At 66.7% G+C, this 18437-nt stretch carries 16 protein-coding genes and 1 other RNA gene; 11 read left to right on the top strand and 6 right to left on the bottom strand.

What is annotated here, in order from left to right; translation table 11 throughout:
* Nucleotides 1–141: 141 nt before the first annotated feature.
* The 6 genes from urtE to urtA form a co-directional block, all read right to left on the bottom strand.
* A complete protein-coding gene (gene urtE, locus FAZ11_RS09350; protein ID WP_058771913.1) occupies nt 142–831 on the bottom strand; it encodes an urea ABC transporter ATP-binding subunit UrtE in 690 nt (229 codons plus the stop codon).
* A 43-nt stretch (nt 832–874) separates the two neighbouring features.
* Nucleotides 875–1639 carry an urea ABC transporter ATP-binding protein UrtD gene (gene urtD, locus FAZ11_RS09345; protein WP_058771912.1) on the bottom strand — a complete coding sequence of 255 codons (765 nt, stop codon included), beginning with the start codon at nt 1637–1639 and terminating at the stop codon, nt 875–877.
* Nucleotides 1636–2796, bottom strand: coding sequence for an urea ABC transporter permease subunit UrtC (gene urtC / locus FAZ11_RS09340; protein ID WP_058771911.1), 1161 nt, complete (start codon nt 2794–2796; stop codon nt 1636–1638). The genes urtD and urtC overlap by 4 nt, the downstream gene beginning before the upstream one ends.
* Nucleotides 2797–2806: 10 nt before the next feature.
* Nucleotides 2807–3724, bottom strand: coding sequence for an urea ABC transporter permease subunit UrtB (gene urtB / locus FAZ11_RS09335; RefSeq protein WP_058771910.1), 918 nt, complete (start codon nt 3722–3724; stop codon nt 2807–2809).
* A 66-nt stretch (nt 3725–3790) separates the two neighbouring features.
* Nucleotides 3791–3866: non-coding RNA, sX9 sRNA (locus FAZ11_RS09330), on the bottom strand.
* A 60-nt stretch (nt 3867–3926) separates the two neighbouring features.
* Nucleotides 3927–5171 carry an urea ABC transporter substrate-binding protein gene (gene urtA / locus FAZ11_RS09325; RefSeq protein WP_058771909.1) on the bottom strand — a complete coding sequence of 415 codons (1245 nt, stop codon included), beginning with the start codon at nt 5169–5171 and terminating at the stop codon, nt 3927–3929.
* Nucleotides 5172–5457: 286 nt separating this feature from the next.
* Here urtA and FAZ11_RS09320 point away from each other — a divergent pair, with 286 nt between their 5' ends.
* The 11 genes from FAZ11_RS09320 to FAZ11_RS09270 all read left to right on the top strand — a co-directional run bounded on the left by FAZ11_RS09320 (nt 5458) and on the right by FAZ11_RS09270 (nt 18426).
* Entirely contained in the window at nt 5458–8853 is a 3396-nt protein-coding gene (locus FAZ11_RS09320; protein ID WP_058771908.1) for a hybrid sensor histidine kinase/response regulator, read from the top strand.
* Nucleotides 8850–9515 (top strand): response regulator, encoded by a 666-nt coding sequence (locus FAZ11_RS09315; protein WP_058761938.1) that lies wholly within the window; start codon nt 8850–8852, stop codon nt 9513–9515. The genes FAZ11_RS09320 and FAZ11_RS09315 overlap by 4 nt, the downstream gene beginning before the upstream one ends.
* A gap of 145 nt (nt 9516–9660) precedes the next feature.
* Complete coding sequence (locus tag FAZ11_RS09310) at nt 9661–10272, top strand: glutathione S-transferase family protein (RefSeq protein WP_058771907.1); 612 nt, start codon at nt 9661–9663, stop codon at nt 10270–10272.
* A 45-nt stretch (nt 10273–10317) separates the two neighbouring features.
* Entirely contained in the window at nt 10318–11229 is a 912-nt protein-coding gene (locus tag FAZ11_RS09305; protein WP_137279195.1) for a pyridoxamine 5'-phosphate oxidase family protein, read from the top strand.
* A gap of 32 nt (nt 11230–11261) precedes the next feature.
* Nucleotides 11262–12167, top strand: coding sequence for a LysR family transcriptional regulator (locus FAZ11_RS09300; RefSeq protein WP_058771906.1), 906 nt, complete (start codon nt 11262–11264; stop codon nt 12165–12167).
* An 88-nt stretch (nt 12168–12255) separates the two neighbouring features.
* Nucleotides 12256–12798 (top strand): ProQ/FinO family protein, encoded by a 543-nt coding sequence (locus FAZ11_RS09295; protein WP_058771905.1) that lies wholly within the window; start codon nt 12256–12258, stop codon nt 12796–12798.
* Between the two features lie 273 nt (nt 12799–13071).
* Complete coding sequence (locus tag FAZ11_RS09290; RefSeq protein WP_058771904.1) at nt 13072–14535, top strand: NAD-dependent succinate-semialdehyde dehydrogenase; 1464 nt, start codon at nt 13072–13074, stop codon at nt 14533–14535.
* A 143-nt stretch (nt 14536–14678) separates the two neighbouring features.
* The gene (gene gabT / locus FAZ11_RS09285) at nt 14679–15968 is read left to right on the top strand and encodes a 4-aminobutyrate--2-oxoglutarate transaminase (protein WP_058771903.1); all 1290 of its coding nucleotides are present in this window, start codon (nt 14679–14681) and stop codon (nt 15966–15968) included.
* A 55-nt stretch (nt 15969–16023) separates the two neighbouring features.
* Entirely contained in the window at nt 16024–16713 is a 690-nt protein-coding gene (locus tag FAZ11_RS09280) for an HAD family hydrolase (RefSeq protein WP_058771902.1), read from the top strand.
* A 29-nt stretch (nt 16714–16742) separates the two neighbouring features.
* A complete protein-coding gene (locus FAZ11_RS09275) occupies nt 16743–17234 on the top strand; it encodes an Lrp/AsnC family transcriptional regulator (protein WP_007161776.1) in 492 nt (163 codons plus the stop codon).
* 265 nt (nt 17235–17499) lie between these two features.
* The gene (locus tag FAZ11_RS09270) at nt 17500–18426 is read left to right on the top strand and encodes a 2-hydroxyacid dehydrogenase (protein ID WP_058771901.1); all 927 of its coding nucleotides are present in this window, start codon (nt 17500–17502) and stop codon (nt 18424–18426) included.
* The last annotated feature ends 11 nt before the right edge of the window (nt 18427–18437 follow it).

The raw sequence follows: 18437 nt of genomic DNA, 5'->3' as shown, positions 1-18437 counted from the left end.
TTGGGTTGAGACGGCTCTATCGTCGAAGCCCAACAGTGCCTGTGTCCCGGACACTGTTGGGCTTCGCTGCGCTCAACCCAACCTACGGCGGCCGCCGCGACTGATGTGGATAGCGCAGCGCAGCAGACCCTGAACAGGCTCTCAAACCGACAGATAGCGACTGATGGTCGCCTCATCGACCTTGTCGCGGGTCTCCTCCACCACGAAGCGGCCTTTCTCGATCACCAGGAAGCGGTCGGCGATGTCGAGGGTGAAGGACAGCACCTGCTCGGAGACCACGATGGTCAGGTCCCGCATCGTGCGGATCTCCTTCAAGGTGCGGGCGATGTCCTTGATGATCGAGGGCTGGATGCCCTCGGTCGGTTCGTCCAGCAGCAGCACCTTGGGATTGGTGGCCAGGGCGCGGGCGATAGCCAGCTGTTGCTGCTGGCCGCCGGAGAGGTTGCCGCCCTTGCGCTGCCGCATCTCGTGCAGCACCGGAAACAGCGCATAGAGATCGTCCGGCACCTTGCCTTTCGCCGAGGCCGGCAGGCCGGTCTGGATATTCTCCAGCACCGTCATGTGGGAAAAGATCATCCGCCCCTGGGGTACGTAGGCGATGCCGCGTTCGACGCGCTGGTGGGTCTCCAGGGTGGAGACGTCCTGGCCGTCCACCGCCACGCTGCCGCTCCAACTCGGCAGGATACCCATCAGGCTGCGGAAGAAGGTGCTCTTGCCCATGCCGTTGCGGCCCATGACGGCGACGATTTCCTGTTTCGCCACGTCCAGGCTGAGTTCGTGGAGGATGCGGCTCTGGCCGTAGCCGGAGACGAGATTCTGGATGGTGAACATGGCCGGGATCTCCGTGATCGGCTGCTTGGATGGAAAAAGAGGATCAGTGCCCCAGGTACACCTCGATGACCTTCGGATCGCTCTGCACCGCCTCCATGCTGCCTTCGGCCAGTACCTTGCCCTGGTGCAGCACCGTGACCTTGTGGGCGATGCTCTTGACGAACTCCATGTCGTGCTCGATGACCAGCACCGAGCGGCCCTCGCTGATCCGGTTGAGCAATTCGGCGGTCTGGGCCCGCTCGGACACGCTCATGCCCGCCACCGGCTCGTCGAGCATCAAGAGTTCCGGGTCCTGCATCAGCAGCATGCCGATCTCCAGCCACTGCTTCTGGCCGTGGGAGAGCAGGTCCGCCTGCTGGTGCAGCAGCTCGGCGAGAAAGATCTGTCCGGCCACCTCTTCCACCCGCGCGATCACCGCCGCGCTGCGCTTGAAGAACAGCGCGCCGAATACCTTGCGGCCCTCGGGATAGGACATCTCCAGATTCTCGAACACCGTGAGGTTCTCGTAGATGGAAGGGTTCTGGAACTTGCGGCCAACGCCGGCACGGACGATGTCGAACTCCTTCATCCTGGTCAGCTCGCGGCCGTTGAATTCGATGCTACCGGCGGTGGCGCGGGTCTTGCCGCAGATCAGGTCGAGCACCGTGGTCTTGCCGGCGCCGTTGGGGCCGATCACCACGTGCACCTCGTTGCGATCGACATAGAGGTTGAGGTCGTTCACCGCCTTGAAGCCGTCGAAGGAGACGGTCAGGCCTTCGATGGCCAGCACCGGCTTGGCCAGTTGGAAACCGATCGGACTGGTATTCATGGCGTGGTCTCCAGCGGGGACGGTTTGGCAGCGGTGGGCTTGGCCGGCGCGGCGGCGGTGCGAGCCGGCTGGCGTCTGAGGCGGGCGACCAGGGGCAGGCCATGGCTCTTCCACAGGCCGGCGAGACCATTGGGGAAGTAGAGGACGACCGCGATGAACAGCCCGCCCATCAGGTACAGCCAGAGTTCGGGGAAGGACTCGGAGAAGTAGGTCTTGCCGAAATTCACCAGCAGGGTGCCGTACACCGCGCCGAGCAGCGACAGGCGCCCGCCGACGGCGGCGAAGATGACCATCTCGATGGAAGGCACGATGCCAACGAAGGACGGCGACATGAAGCCCACCTGCAGGGCGAACATGGCCCCACCCACCGCCGAGAAGGCCGCGGCCACGCAGAACACGAAGATCTTGAAGCTGGCCACGTCGTAGCCGGAGAAGCGCACCCGTTCTTCCTTGTCACGCATCGCCACCAGCAGCCGGCCGAGCTTGGAGGCCAGCACGAAGCGGGCGAGCAGGATGCAGGCGAACAGCAGCCCGGCGTTGATGAAGTAGAGGGTGACCTTGGCGCTGTCCGGGCGGATGTCCCAGCCCAGAACCGTCTTCAGGTCGGTAATGCCGTTGACCCCACCGGTCAGCCCCTGCTGGCCGATGATGAGGATGCTCAGGATAGCAGCGATGGCCTGGGTGACGATGGAGAAATAGACGTCCCCTACCCGTCGCTTGAACATCGCCATGCCGATGACGAAGGCCAGCAGCGCCGGCACCGCGATCACCGCCACCAGGGTGAAGCCGAAGCTGTGGAACGGCTGCCAGAGCCAGGGCAGTTCGGTGATCTGGTTCCAGTCCATGAAATCCGGAATGCCGGGAGTGGACTGGATCTTGGTGCTCACCGGGTCCGAGGCCTCGAGCTTGAGGAACATCGCCATGCAGTAGCCACCGAGGCCGAAGAAGATCCCCTGGCCGAGGCTGAGGATGCCGCCGTAGCCCCAGCACAGCACCAGGCCCACGGCGACGAAGGCATAGGTCAGGTACTTGCCGACCAGATTGAGGCGGAAGGTATCCAGCGCCAGCGGGAACACCACCAGGATCAGCGCGGCCAGCACCAGCAGGCCGAGGGCGCCCTGGCGACCGCCGAGCAGGTTGTCGATTGCCTTGTTCATCTCGCGCTCCCTACTTGCGGACTTTTGCCGAGAACAGCCCCTGGGGCCGCAGCATCAGGATGAGGATCACCGCCGACAGGGTCAGCACCTTGGCCATGGAGCCGGACAGGAAGAACTCCAGCAGCGATTGCGCCTGGGCGATGCCGAAGGCCGAGGCGATAGTGCCGAGCAGGCTGGCCGCGCCGCCGAACACCACCACCAGGAAGGTATCGACGATGTACAGCGAGCCGGCGGTGGGGCCGATGGAGCCGATGGTGGTGAAGGCCGCGCCCGCCACCCCGGCCACGCCACAGCCCAGGGCGAAGGTCATGCGGTCCACCCGCCGGGTGTTGATGCCCACGGCGCGGGCCATCAGCCGGTTCTGTACCGTCGCCCGGACCTGCAGGCCCCAGCGCGAGCGGTACAGCATGAGGAACAGGGTGAGGGTCAAAAGCACCGTCACCGCCATGACGAAGAGGCCGTTCTTGGGAATGTCGATGCTGGCGGTCGGACTCCAGGAGCCCATCAGCCATTCCGGCATCTCGGCGCTCACCTCGCGGGCGCCGAACACCGAGCGAAATAGTTGCTGCAGGATCAGCGACAGGCCCCAGGTGGCCAGCAGGGTATCCAGCGGCCGCTGATACAGCCGGCTGATCATCGCCCACTCCACCAGCCAGCCGATGGCGCCGGCGACGAAAAAGGCCAGGACGATGGCGAAGAAGAAATAATAGGGCTGCAAGGCGGGGAAATGATGCTGGATCAGCGTCGACACGACATAGGTGGTGTAGGCGCCGACGGCGAGGAATTCGCCATGGGCCATGTTGATCACCCCCATCTGCCCGAAGATGATCGCCAGGCCCAGCGCCATCAGCAGCAGCACGCAGAACACCGACAGGCCGTTGAAGCCCTGCATCACGGCGATCGCGCCGAAGTCCGATAAGCTTTCCATGAGACTCTCCCGCGAAGGTGGGCGGGACCGCCGCGTGGGCGGCCCCGGTCAGACACGGCTTAGAGCGGCTGACAAAACGTAGCGAGCGGTTGTCAGGCGGGTGCGGGCGGCGCGCAGGAACCGCAGTGTACGAGCGGTACATGAGGATTCCGAGCACTGCACGCGCCCGCCTGGCGGACGCGCAGTAGGTTTGCCAGTCGCTCTACTGGTAGCCCTTGGGGAAGGGGTTAGGCTCGATCAGCTCGGGCGACTCGTAGACCACCTTGAAGGTGCCGTCCGGCTGAATCTGGGCGATGCGCGAGCGGCTCCAGAGGTGATGGTTGTCATGCACCTTCACGTAGCCTTCCGGCGCGGTCTTGAGCTCCAGGCCCGGCGAGGCCGCGACCACCTTGTCGACGTCGAAGCTGCCGGCCTTCTCCACCGCCATCTTCCACAGCCAGGGCCCGAGGTAGGCGGCCTGGGTCACGTCGCCGATCACCGCGTCCTTGCCGTACTTGGCCTTGAAGGCCTCGACGAAGGTCTTGTTGTTGGGGTTGTCCAGGGTCTGGAAGTACTTCATCGAGGAGTAGAAGCCGGCCATGTTCTCGCCGCCGATGCCGAGCATCTCGTCCTCGGTCACCGAGAGAGTCAGCAGATTCTGCTTGGCGGCGGTGATGCCGGCCGCCTTGAGCTGCTTGTAGAAGGCCACGTTGGAACCGCCGACCACCGCGGCGAAGACCACGTCGGGCTTCTTCAGCTTGATCTTGTTGGTCAGGGAGCCGAACTGGGTGCCGCCCAGCGGGTAGTACTCCTCCCCCACCACCTCGCCGTGCAGCACGTTCTCGATGTGCTTGCGGGCGATCTTCATCGAGGTGCGTGGCCAGATGTAGTCCGAGCCCACCAGGTAGAAGGTCTTGGCGCCCTTCTCCTTGGCCAGCCAGTCCAGCGCCGAGAGAATCTGCTGGGTGGCTTCCTGGCCGGTGTAGAAGACGTTCTTCGACTGCTCCAGGCCTTCGTAGAAGGTCGGGTAGTAGAGCAGGCCATTGTCCTTCTCGAAGATCGGCAGCACCGCCTTGCGCGAGGCCGAGGTCCAGCAGCCGAACACCGCGGCGACCTTGTCGGCCTCCAGCAGCTTCTTCGCCTTCTCGGCGAAGGTCGGCCAATCGGAGGCGCCGTCTTCCTGGACGATCTTGATCTGCCGGCCGAGCACCCCGCCCTGGGCGTTGATCTGCTCGATGGCCAGGCGCTCGGCCTGGATGGCGCCGGTCTCGGAGATGGCCATGGTGCCGGTGGCGGAATGCAACTGGCCGACGGTGACCTCCTTGTCGGTGACGGCCAGACCCGTGGTGTTGGCGGCGTCCGCCATCACGCCCTGGCTGAACACGCTGGCCGCCAGCAGGGACAAGGCCGCGGCGCCCAGCGCCAGGCGCCGGGGAAGGCTGGGTTTCACGCCCGATGATCTGTGCATCTTCTCGCTCCTCTAGGTGATTGCCGTTCGTCCCTTGTGGCCAGGACTGCGGGTGTTCGCTGCGGAGCAAGAATGGGGCGCCGGTGCCGCCCGGGAACATACGCAGGATGACGTAAGGGCCTACGTCATCTGACGTACTGCCCGCTGCAACGCCCTGGGGCATCCTGTGTCTCGCGCGCGCCCGCGCGGAAGCAGATGGCCCGGGCGCTGCACGCCGAGCTGCCACCCCGAACGAGGCACGGAACTTGCCTCACGAGTCCACCGCCGAACCGTCAGGAGCCCTGCCGTGCAGCAGACCGGGACGCAACGCATCGCCAAGATCCGCCGGGACTACAACAGCTGGGTCGCCGACGAGACGCTGGAAGACTACGCCCTGCGCTACACCCCCCGGTCATTCCGCAAATGGTCGGAATTCCGCATCGCCAATACCGCCCTGGGTGCCCTCTCCTTTTTGGCCCTGGAAGCCATCGGCGGCGCCCTGGCGATCAGCTACGGCTTCACCAACACCCTCTGGGCGGTGCTGGCGGTGAGCCTGGTGATCTTCCTCACCGGCCTGCCGATCAGCTACTATGCGGCGCGCTATGGGGTGGACATGGACCTGCTCACCCGCGGCGCCGGCTTCGGCTACATCGGCTCCACCATCACCTCGCTGATCTACGCCAGCTTCACCTTCCTGTTCTTCGCCCTGGAAGCGGCGATCATGGCGCTGGCCCTGGAGCTGTACTTCCGCATCCCCCTGGCCCTGGCCTACGTGATCTGCTCGATCATCGTCATTCCCCTGGTCACCTATGGCATCACCCTGATCAATCGCCTGCAGCTGTGGAGCCAGCCGCTCTGGCTGATCCTGCTGGCGCTGCCCTACGCCTTCGTCATCGCCAAGAACCCCGGTGCCCTGGCGGACTGGACCACCTTCGCCGGCCGCGAGGGCGAGGCCGGTGCCTTCAACCTGCTGTCCTTCGGCGCCGCCTGTACCGTGGGCCTGGCGCTGGTGACCCAGATCGGCGAGCAGGTCGATTACCTGCGCTTCCTGCCCGAGAAGACCGCCGCCAACCGTCGCCGCTGGTGGGCCGCGCTGCTCCTGGCCGGCCCTGGTTGGATCCTGCCCGGGGCGCTGAAGATGCTCGCCGGCGCCTTCCTGGCCTTTCTCGCCCTGCAGCATGAAATCCCCCTGGAGCGCGCCGCCGAGCCGACCCAGATGTACCTGGTGGCCTTCGGCTATGTCTTCTCTTCGCCAGGCTGGGCCATGGGCGCCATGGTGCTGTTCGTCATCGTCAGCCAGATCAAGATCAACCTGACCAACGCCTATGCCGGCTCCCTGGCCTGGTCCAACTTTTTCGCCCGGGTCACCCATAGCCATCCCGGCCGCGTGGTCTGGCTGGTATTCAATGTGCTGATCGCGTTGATGCTCATGGAGCTGGGAGTGTTCCAGGCCATCGAGGAGGTGCTCGGGCTCTATGCCAACATCGCCATCGCCTGGATCGGCGCGGTGGTCGCCGACCTGGTGATCAACAAGCCGCTGGGGCTGTCGCCTAGGCACATCGAATTCAAGCGGGCGCACCTCTACGACATCAACCCGGTGGGGGTCGGGGCCATGCTGCTGGCCTCGCTGCTCTCCGGCCTGGCCCACGCCGGCCTGTTCGGCGCCCTGGCCCAGGCCATCTCGCCAGCGGTGTCCCTGCTAGCCGCGCTGATCTGCGCCCCACTGCTGGCCTGGCTCACCCGGGGCCGCTACTACATCGCCCGCACCAGCGTGCTGAAGCTGATCCATCCCGCCCAGGTCCATCTGGAATGCGTGCTCTGCACCAATGCCTTCGAGCGCGAGGACATCGCCTTCTGCCCGGCGTACGGCGCGCCCATCTGCTCGCTGTGCTGCGCCCTGGACGCGCGCTGCGGCGACCTGTGCAAACCCGCGGCGCGGCTGTCCGCGCAATTCGACACCCTGCTGCGCTGGTTGCTGCCGAACACCTCGGTGCCGCGCCTGCATACCCGGCTGGCCCATTACCTGGGCGTGCTGCTGGTCATGGTCGGGCTGATGTTCTGCGCCCTGGCGCTGATCTACAGCCAGGTTTCCCAGGGCCTGCAGGGCGACGAGCGCCACCTGCTCTACCAGGGCTTCTTCAAGGCCTTCATGGTGCTCACCCTGTTCGCCGGGGCGCTGGCCTGGTGGGTGGTGCTGACCCGCGAGAGTCGCCATGTGGCCCTGGAGGAATCGACCCGCCAGACCGCCCTGCTGATGCAGGAAATCCAGGCCCACCGCAAGACCGACGAGGCCCTGCAGCGCGCCAAGGAAGCCTCCGAGGCCGCCAATGCCGCCAAGAGCCGCTACGTCACCGGTCTGTCCCATGAGCTGCGCACGCCGCTGAACAGCATCCTCGGCTATACCCAGATCCTGCAGCGCGACCCGGCCAGCAGCAGCCGTCAGCAGGACGCCCTGGCCACCATCTACCGCAGCGGCTCGCACCTGCTGTCGCTGATCGACGGCCTGCTGGACGTGGCCAAGATCGAGGCCGGCAAGCTCAACCTGGAGCCCTCGGAAATCCCCTTCCCGGAATTCATCGAGCAACTGCAGCAGATGTTCGCCCCCCAGGCCCAGGACAAGGGCCTGAGCTTCCACCTCGACGCCCAGGGGCGCCTGCCGGCGGTGGTCCGCGGCGACGAAAAGCGCGTGCGCCAGATCCTCATCAACCTGCTCGGCAATGCGGTGCGCTACACCGACCGGGGCGGCGTGGTGCTGGGGGTGACCTATGCCCGGGAAACTGCCACCTTCGAGATCATCGACAGCGGCCTGGGAATCGCCCCTGAGCAGTTGGAGCGGCTGTTCCAGCCCTTCGAACGCGGTGACCCGCTGCGCCAGGACAACGGCCTCGGCCTGGGCCTGACCATCACCCGCATGCTGGTAACCCTGATGGGTGGCGCCCTGGATGTGCGGAGTACGCCGGGCCAGGGTACCCGCTTCATCGTGCGGCTGTTTCTCTCCGAGGTCCGGGTGCCCCAGGCGCTGGTCCACGTCGAGCACACCATCACCGGCTACCAGGGGCCGCGCCGGCGGGTGCTGCTGGTGGACGATCACCTCGACCATCGCCGCGTACTGGCCGGCATGCTCGAACCCCTGGGCTTCGAACTGGCCGAGGCCAGCAACGGCCAGGACGCCATCCGCCAGGTGGCCCTGTGGCAGCCGGACCTGATCCTCATGGACCTGTCCATGCCGTTGCTCGACGGCCTGGAGACCAGCACCCTGATCCGCCGCAACCGCCTCTCCCGGGCGCCCATCATCGTCATCTCCGCCAATGCCTTCGCCGATGACCGCCAGCGCAGCGCCGCCGCTGCCTGCGACGACTACCTGGCCAAGCCGGTGCACACGCCGCAATTGCTGGAGAAGATCAAGAAGCACCTGGACCTGCAATGGCTGGAGCGCCCCGAAGTACCGTCCAAGACCCCGCCGCTGCCCCTGCAGGCGCCCAGCACCGCCAGTCTGGACGAGCTGCGGGAACTGGGCGCTCTGGGCTATGTGAAAGGTATCCTCGAATGCCTGGACCGCATCGAGCACGAAGAACCGCACAGCGCCGCCTACGTCGACAGCCTGCGCAGCCTGGTCAAGCGCTTCCAGCTCAACGACTTCAACCGCCGCCTCAAGGACAGCCTGCAGCCGGCCGACCTGCCCTTGGAAGGAGAACACCCATGAACGCTGCCCTACAGCCCGCTCCCGCCGGCGTCGTGCTGATCGTCGATGACACCCCCGACAACCTCGCCCTGCTCTCCGATGCCCTGGATGCCAGTGGCTACATGGTGCTGGTGGCCATGGACGGCGCCAGCGCCCTGGAGCGCATGCAACGCCGCCGCCCGGACGTGGTACTGCTCGACGCGGTGATGCCCGGTCTGGACGGCTTCGAGACCTGTCGCCGGATCAAGGCCCAGGCCGAGCTGGCCGACATCCCGGTGCTGTTCATGACCGCCCTGACCGAGAGCGAGCATGTGGTGGAGGCCTTTGCCGCGGGCGGCATCGACTATGTCACCAAGCCGCTAAAGACCGACGAGGTGCTGGCGCGGGTGGCCGCCCACCTGCGTACGGCCCGCGAACTCCAGGCGGCCAGGAGCCTGCCGGCGAGCCGGCCCCAGGCCAGGACCGCGCTGGACCTCGCCCCCTTGAGCAGTCGCTACCAGCTGACCGGTCGCGAAGTCGAGGTGCTGCACTGGGTGGCCTGCGGCAAGACCAACCGCGACATCGGCGACATCCTCGGTCTTTCGCCGCGGACGGTGAACAAGCACCTGGAACACGTCTATGTGAAGCTCGGCGTGGAAACCCGCACGGCCGCCGCCACCCTGGCCATCGCGGCCTGTCGCTGAGGCGAGAGGTACCGTCTGCCGCATCCTTCCAGTTTGCGGAATAAAGAACTGACGAGAACGCCCATTCCCGCCATACCCATTAGCTCCCAAGCTGGTAGCACCCCGCGGGACCCTCCCCGGCCCGCTACTTGCCAGGAGCTGCATCATGAAGATCTATCACACTCCGCTGTCCGGTCATGCCCATCGCGCCGTGCTGTTCGCTTCCCTGCTGGGCCTTGCACCCGAGCTGGTGGAGGTCGATCTCGCCGCCGGTGAACACCGCTCGCCGGCCTTTCTCGCGCTCAACCCCTTTGGCCAGGTGCCGGTGCTGGAGGACGACGGCCTGGTCATCGCCGATTCGAACGCCATCCTCGTCTACCTGGCGAAGAAACTGGGCCGCACCGACTGGCTGCCGGAAGACGCCGCCGGCGCTGCGGCGGTACAGCGCTGGCTGTCGGTCGCCGCTGGCGAGCTGGCCTATGGTCCGGCAGCGGCGCGCCTGATCACGGTATTCGGCGCCCCGCTCGATTCCCGGGAAGTCATCGCCCGCGCCCAGGTACTGCTGCAACGCCTGGAAGGCCAGTTGGCGACCCGCGACTGGCTGGCCGCCGACCATCCCACCCTGGCCGACGTGGCCCTCTACAGCTATCTCGCCGGAGCGCCGGAGGGCAACGTCGATCTGGCGCCCTATGCGGCGGTGCGCGCCTTCCTGCAACGGGTGGAGGCCTTGCCGGGCTTCGTCCCCTTCCCGCAGACGGCCGCCGGTCTGCGTAGCTGACGAACGCCGAGCAACGCCCCCTCTCCACCGCGAGGAGCACCATCGATGAACGAGTCCTTGACCACCCTGCCCACCTGGCACCCGGGAGAATCCCTCATCCAGGAGCGCGTCGGTGTCCGCCAGCGGATGGCCGAGGTCGGCCCGCGGGTGATCCGCTCCTTCATGCCCGATCAGCACCGCGCCTTCTACCAACAGTTGCCCTTCCTGGTACTGGGCAGCGTGGACGTGGCGGGCCTGGTTTGGGCGACGATCCTGGAAGGCCCACCGGGCTTTCTCCACTCACCGACGGCGACCACCTTGGACATCGCGGCAGTGCCTGCCCTGGATGACCCCGCCAGCGCAGGTCTCACCGACGGCGCGGCCGTAGGGCTGCTGGGCATCGAACTGCACAGCCGTCGGCGCAATCGCTTGAACGGCACCCTAACCCGGACGGCCGAAGGCTTTCAGCTGGCAGTCGAGCAGAGCTTCGGCAACTGCCCGCGCTATATCCAGCCGCGCGACCTCCAGAGCGTCCCGGCAGCGGACCCAGCGTCTGCCATCGAGCGACTCACGGTGCTGGACGCCGCCGCCCGCGCGTTGATCGAGCGCGCCGATACCTGCTTCGTCGCCTCCTACGCTGAGCCAAACGGCGAGCGGCAGGTGGACGTCTCCCATCGCGGTGGCCCGCCGGGCTTCGTGCGGGTAGGCGACGATGGCGTCCTCACCCTGCCCGACTTCAGCGGCAATCTGTTCTTCAACACCCTGGGCAATATCCTGCTCAACGGCCAGGCCGGTCTGTTGTTCGTCGACTTCGCCCGGGGTGATGTCCTGCAACTGAGCGGTACCGCCGAAGTGCTGTTCGACACGCCCGAAATCGCCGCCTTCCCAGGCGCTGAGCGGATCTGGACGTTTCGCGCCAAGTCCCTGGTGCGTCGGCGGGGTGCCCTCGCCTTGCGTTGGGCCAGTCGACTACCCTGAGGCCTGTTCAATAGGAGAGGACGACCCGGCAGATGGATCGTTGGCAGGCGATGCGCGTGTTCGTGAAGGTCGCCGAAACCCAGAGTTTCGCCCGCACCGCCCGCGAGTTGCACCTGAGCGCGCCGGCGGTGACGCGCATGGTCGCCGGCCTGGAAGACCTCATCGGCGCCCGGCTGCTGGTGCGCACCACCCGCTCGGTGAAGCCTACCGAAGCCGGTGTCCGCTACCTGCAGGATTGCCGCCGCATCCTCGACGAGATCGCCGAAGCGGAATTGGCCGCGGCCGGGCACCAGGCCAAGCCATCCGGCACCCTGGCGATCACCGCACCGGTGCTCTTCGGCCAACTGCACGTGCTGCCCCTGGTGCTGGAGTTCCTGGGGCGCCATCCGCAGATGCGGGTGCGCACCCTGTTCGTCGATCGCCAGGTGAATCTGCTGGACGAGGGTCTGGACGTCGCCTTGCGTATCGGCCAGCTACCGGATTCCGGTTTCACCGCGATCCAGGTCGGCCGCATGCGGCGGGTGGTCTGCGCCTCGCCCGCTTATTTGGACGCTCAAGGCACGCCCACCACGCCCGCCGCGCTGCGGGAGCATCGCATCCTCGCCTGCCAGGGCGCCTGGGCCTCGCCGGAATGGCGCTTCGCCCGCGGTCAGCGAGTAGTGGTCGAGCCCGTGCTGCAGTGCAACACCAACGAGGCCGCCATTACCGCGGCCAAGGCCGGCTGGGGCCTCACCCGGGTGCTGCACTACCAGATCGCTCCGGCCCTGGCCGAGGGCACCCTGCGCATCGTGCTCGCCGACCATGAGGACGCCCCGCTGCCGGTACACCTGGTCTATCCGGAGGGTCGCCAGGCGGCGGCCAAGGTCCGCGCCTTCGTCGAGCTGGCGGTGACCAGGCTGCGGAGCGACCCGCTATTGGGCAGAGGCTTCGTCGGCTGATCGAAGTTCAAGGCAGCCCGAGGCTGTGCAAAGGCGCGGCTTGAGGTACCCTCTCGCCCGACCAAATCCGCTACCGATGAGCTGCACAATGGGTTTTGAACAACTAGCCGAGCTTCGCGACCGGCTCCGCGCCGAAAAGGCGCAGCTGCAACCTGCTGCCAAGCAGCAACCTCCGCAGAAGTCTCAGAAGGCGCAAAAGCCTCAGAAGCCGCAGAAGCCGCCGCGCGAAGCCAGGACTCCCGAGCAGGAAGCGGCTTTCAATGCCATCCGCAGTCTGCAGAAGCACTTTCCCCTGGCCTTCCCGGTCAATCCGGCGCCCAAGGTGCCCTTGAAGGAAGGCATCCTCAAGGATGCCGAGCAGCACCTGGGATCGCTCGGCCTGTCCATCGAGCAGCTCAAGCTCGGCATCGCGGCCTGGTGCCAGGGTCATAGGTACTGGGCGAGCATGAAGGAGAATGCACCCCGTCTCGACCTGAACGGTCAGCCGGCCGGCGTCGTCACCGCCTCGCAGGCGCTGCATGCCGCGCGCCAGGCCCGGCGGCAACGGGCACAAGCCCGCCGCGACAAGGCGCCAGCCAAGGAAAAGCCGGTCGAGACCAGCGACGCCCCCCAGGCGGAATCGGCTCAATAACCCCGCCTCCCCGCGCAAGCCGGGCAGGCGCAAGCGCCTGATCCCAGCGGCCGGCTGCAGCGCTACGGCCTTCCGGTCGCGCTTTTCGCTGACGTCAATCCGCCAGGCTCGCGGTCACCAGCAAGCTTGGCGAGTCGATGCAAGCCCTCCGCACAAACTGCGGCCACAGCGAGCCGAACGCGTTGCGCGGGCGTTCGGGCCCGTCGAATTCGGCATTCGCCACCGCGGCGCCTCCCTAGACTCAGGGCCTGACCTGCCACTGGGAGCGCCACCATGCCGCTGCACCTCGATCTGCGTGATCCTCGCCTGTTCAAACAATCGGCCTATGTCGATGGCCACTGGATAAGTGCCGACAACGGCGCCACCTTCGCCGTGGAAAACCCTGCCACCGGCGCGGTGATCGCCCAGGTCGCGGCCCTGGAAGCCGCGGAAACCGCCCGCGCCATCGCCGCCGCGGAAGCGGCCTGGCCCGCCTGGCGCGAGCGTCCCGCGGCCGAACGCGCGGCGCTGCTGGAACGCTGGCACGCGCTGATGCTGGAACACCAGGAGGACCTCGCCCTACTGATGACCCTGGAGCAGGGCAAGCCGCTGGCCGAGGCGCGCGGCGAGATCGCCTATGGTGCCAGCTTCGTCAAATGGTTCGCCGAAGAAGCCAGGCGCAGCTATGGCGATATCCTGCCCGCTCCCGCCCGCGATCGCCGGGTGCTGGTGCTCAAACAGCCGGTGGGCGTGGCCGCCGCCATCACCCCGTGGAACTTCCCCAACGCCATGATCACCCGCAAGGCCGCGCCGGCCTTGGCTGCCGGCTGCCCGGTGGTGGTCAAGCCCTCGGATCTCACCCCGCTGTCGGCCCTGGCGCTGGCCGAACTGGCCGAACGCGCGGGCTTTCCCGCTGGGGTATTCAACGTAGTCACCGGCCTACCCGTCGGCATCGGTGGCGAACTCACCAGCAATCCGGCGGTGCGCAAACTGTCCTTCACCGGCTCCACGCGGATCGGCCAGCTGCTGCTGGCCCAGTGCGCGGCCACGGTGAAGCGCACCAGCATGGAGCTGGGCGGCAATGCGCCCTTCATCGTCTTCGATGACGCCGACCTGGACCTCGCCATCGCCGGGGTGCTGCAGAGCAAGTTCCGCAACGCCGGCCAGACTTGCGTCTGCGCCAACCGCATCCTGGTCCAGGACGCTATCCACGACCGCTTCGCCGAGCGGCTGGCTGCTGAGGTCGCCAAGTTCAAGGTGGGCAACGGCCTGGAGGCCGGGGTGACCCTCGGTCCGCTGATCAATCGCCCGGCGGTGGACAAGGTCGCCCGCCATGTCGACGACGCCCTCACCAAAGGCGCCAAGGCCCTGTTCGGCGGCCTGCCCAGCGGCCGCGACCAATTCGTCGCCCCCACGGTACTCACCGGCGCCACGCCGGACATGCTGCTGGCGCGCGAGGAAACCTTCGGCCCGGTGGCGCCGCTGTTCCGCTTTGGCGACGAAGCCGAGGCCCTGGCGCTGGCCAATGCCACGCCCTACGGCCTCGGCGCCTACTACTATACCCAGGACCTGCGCCGTGCCTGGCGGGTGGGTGAGCGCCTGGAGTTCGGCATGGTAGCGCTCAATACCGGCACCCTCTCCATGGAGGTCGCCCCCTTCGGCGGCGTGAAGCAGTCCGGGCTGGGCCGCGAGGGTTCGCACCTGGGAATGGACGAGTACCTGGAAGTCAAAGCCTGGCACCTGGGCGGACTGGACTGACTGCCCCTGGCGGCAGGCAACCGAAAATGCCGCCACCCCAGACCAAAACAGCCGATCGCGATGCCACGGCCGGCAACTTCAGCGTTACCGACCCCGGCGTTTGCTTAGGCTGAAACCCTCGCCCCCTGCCTGGAGATAGCTGCATGAATTCCGCTGCCAAAGCCACCGACCGCCTCTTGGGTCATCGCGAACAGAGCGTGCCCCGGGGCATCATCACCGCCCATCCCGTCGTGGTGGCTCGCGCCCAGGGCAGCGAAGTCTGGGACGTGGACGGTCGCCGCTACCTCGATTTCGTCGGCGGCATCGGCGTGCTCAACGTCGGCCACAACCACCCGCGCGTGGTGGAAGCCGTCCGCCGCCAGGTCGGGGAAATCTCCCACGCCAGTTTCCAGGTGATGGCCTACGAGCCCTACCTGGAACTGGCCAGCCGCCTCAACACCCTGATCGGCAACGGCGAAGCCTACAAGACGCTGCTGCTCACCTCGGGTGCCGAAGCGGTGGAGAACGCCATCAAGATCGCCCGCGCCCATACCAAGCGGCCAGGCGTTATCGCCTTCCGCGGCGGCTTCCACGGCCGCACCCTGCTGGGCGTGACCCTGACCGGCTTCGCCCAGCCCTACAAGCAGAACTTCGGCCCCTTCCCCGGCGACATCTATCACGCGCCCTACCCCGATGCCTTCCGCGGCCTGGATACCCAGCAGGCGCTGGCCGGCTTGCGCGAAGTCCTGGCCACCCAGATCGCGCCCGATCAGGTCGCTGCCATCCTGATCGAGCCGGTGCAGGGCGACGGCGGCTTCCGCCCGGCGCCGGTGGAGTTCCTCCAGGCGCTGCGCGCCCTGTGCGACCAACACGGCATCGTGCTCATCGCCGACGAGATCCAGACCGGCTTCGGCCGTACCGGCAGCCTCTTCGCCTTCCAGCAGACCGGGATCCAGCCGGATTTGGTGACGGTGGCCAAGAGCCTGGCGGGCGGCCTGCCGCTCTCCGGCGTGGTCGGCCGCGCGGCCATCATGGACGCTCCCCAACCCGGTGGCCTCGGCGGCACCTACGGCGGCAACGCCCTGGCCTGCGCCGCGGCCCTGGCGGTGCTGGACATCTTCGAGGAAGAAGAGCTGGTCGCCCGCGGCGTCGCCCTCGGCGAGCAACTGCGTAGCGGTCTGCTAACGCTGCAAGAGCGCCATTCGCGCATCGGCGAGGTCCGCGGTCGCGGCTTCATGCTGGCGGTGGAAATGGTCGGTACCGATGGCCACAGCCCAGACGCCGCCCTGGCCCAAAAGGTCATCGATGGCGCCCGTCAGGCTGGTCTGCTGGTGATCAAGTGCGGCGTCGAACGGAATGTCATCCGCTTCCTGGCGCCCTTGGTCACTACCGACGCACAACTGGCCGAAGCCTTGCAGATGTTCGGCCAAGCCCTCGCCCAGGCCGGTGCCTGAGGTCGAACGTAACGCCGCCCGGCCCCACTGGAGCGGCGCCAAAGGGAAATCGACCATGAGAATCACCCGATACCAGGCCATTGGCTTTTCCTGCTACGGCACCCTTATCGATCGTGAAGGGGGCATCCTGGAAGCCCTGCGCCCCATAGTGGCGCAGGCTGGCCTCAGCACCCATCCCGACTGGCTGCTCGGCAGCTATCACCGCCTGGTCCGCGAGTTGCGCCAGGAGGCTCCAGCCGCCAGCCAGGCCAGCCTGCACCTACGCATCCACCAGCGCCTGGCGCAGGAGTTGCAGCAGGAAGCAGACCTGGATGCCAGCGTGGCCTTTGGAAACGCCACGACGTGCTGGCCGGTGTTCGAGGATGCGCCGGGCGCGCTGCAGTACCTGAGCAAGTTCTATCGGTTGGTGTTGTTGGCCTCGCCCGATGATGGCGACGCCGCAGCGGTCACGGCGCGCTTGCCAGACGTCTTCGCCGCCGTGGTGCCCAACCGGGGCGGTGATCTGCGCCTGGCGCTGGATACCACCCTCGAAGAGCTGGGCTTGGCGCGCGAGGATCTGTTGCCGGTACGCGGCAGCGAACCGGACGACCCCTGGAACCCCCTGGTGGATTTTCCACTGTGTACCTTGCGCCGTGATCGCTCCCGGCCCTGGAACCTTTCGCGGCAGGCCCTGGATGGCACGCGATGCGAGTACGCGAGTCTCGCCGATCTGGTGCATGCGCATCAGACCGCCCTGCGTGCCTAGTCTGCCGTTTACGACTGCGAGGAATGACGATGGACGCCGCAACGAAACTGGACCGCATCGATATCAATATCCTGGTGCAACTGCAGAAGGACGGCCGGATGACCAACGTCAGCCTCGCCGAAGCCGTGGGCCTCTCCCCCAGCCCCTGCCTGCAGCGGGTCAAGCGCCTGGAGGCGGCCGGCTACATCAGCGGCTATGAGGCCCACGTCAACCTCGCCAAGATCGCCAACTCGGTAACGGTGTTCACCGAGGTCACCCTCTCCGACCACAAGCGCGCCGACTTCGTGAAGTTCGAATCCTTCATCCGCGGCGTCGACGAGATCCTCGAGTGCCACCTGATCAGCGGCGGCTACGACTACCTGCTGCGCTTCATGTGCAGCAGCATCGGCCACTACCAGGAACTGATGGAATCCATCCTCGACCGCAACGTGGGCATCGAGAAGTACTTCAGCTACATCGTCATCAAGTCCCCGGTGGTCAAGAACGCCCTGCCGCTACGCAGCCTGATCAAGGCCGGCTGAGCACTGCTGTGCCAACCCTCGGCTGGCGCAGCGGCCAGCCCCTTCAGCGCAGGATGCAATACAGCTCGCGCACCCTCTCCTGGCTGTCCCAGGCCATCGTGGTTTCCGCCGGTACCAGCACCGCCTCCCCCGCCCTGACGTGACAGGGCGCTCGCCCTGGTGCCGCCAGCGACACCGCACCACCGATCATGGCGGCAGCGCCCGAAATTTCGGGACAAACTATCGCCCCGGTACGCCATGCTTGGGCTTTGCCGGAGACCTCATCATGACGCTGCTGTACAAGGCCGATCCCGTGCGGGGCCAGGCGTGGCGACGCCTGTTCCAGGAACACGCACCCGACATCGAATTCCGCCACTGGCCGGAGGTGGGCAACGCCGAAGAGGTTCGCTATTTAGCCTGCTGGCAACCGCCGGAAGACCTGGCCAGTCGCTTCCCCAATCTGGAGGTTCTGTTCGCCACCTCCGCCGGGATCGACCAGTTCGACCTGAGCCTGCTGCCTCCGGAGCTACCTGTGGTACGGATGCTCGATCCTGGCATCGTCGCCGGCATGGTGGAATACGCGACGCTCATGGTTCTGGCGCTGCATCGCCAGTTACCGCTCTACCTCGACCAGCAAGGCGCGGGGCGTTGGCAGGAGCACGCCCTGGTGACGGCAGAGAACAGACGCGTCGGGGTGCTCGGCCTCGGCCAGATCGGCCAGGCAGTGCTGGAGCGGCTCGCCACCTTCGGCTTCGCCCTCTCGGGCTGGTCACGCTCATCCCATGAGCTACCCGGCGTACGCTGCCATGCCGGCGCCGAGCAATTGCCGGCGTTCCTGGCCGACTGTGAGATCCTCATCTGCCTGCTGCCGCTGACGGAGGCGACCAAGGGCATTCTCGACGCCCGGCTGTTCGCCGCCCTGCCCCGCGGCGCCAGCCTGATCAACCTGGGCCGCGGCGCCCAGTTGGTGGAGGCGGATCTACTGGCCGCCCTGGACAGCGGTCAACTGAGCCAGGCAGTGCTGGATGTGTTGGAAACGGAGCCGCCGGCAGCCGACCATCCCTTTTGGCAGCACCCACGCATCTGGCTGACGCCCCACGTGGGCGCCATGACGGTGCCGGAAACGGCTTTCACGGTGTTGTTGGAGAACATCCGTCGTCATCAGCGGGGTGAGCCGATGCGGGGGTTGGTGGATCGGCAGCGGGGTTATTAGCTAGCTATCGG

The organism is Pseudomonas rhizoryzae (assembly GCF_005250615.1).
Classification (GTDB): domain Bacteria; phylum Pseudomonadota; class Gammaproteobacteria; order Pseudomonadales; family Pseudomonadaceae; genus Chryseomonas; species Chryseomonas rhizoryzae.
This window is presented reverse-complemented; position numbering and strand designations above follow the sequence as displayed.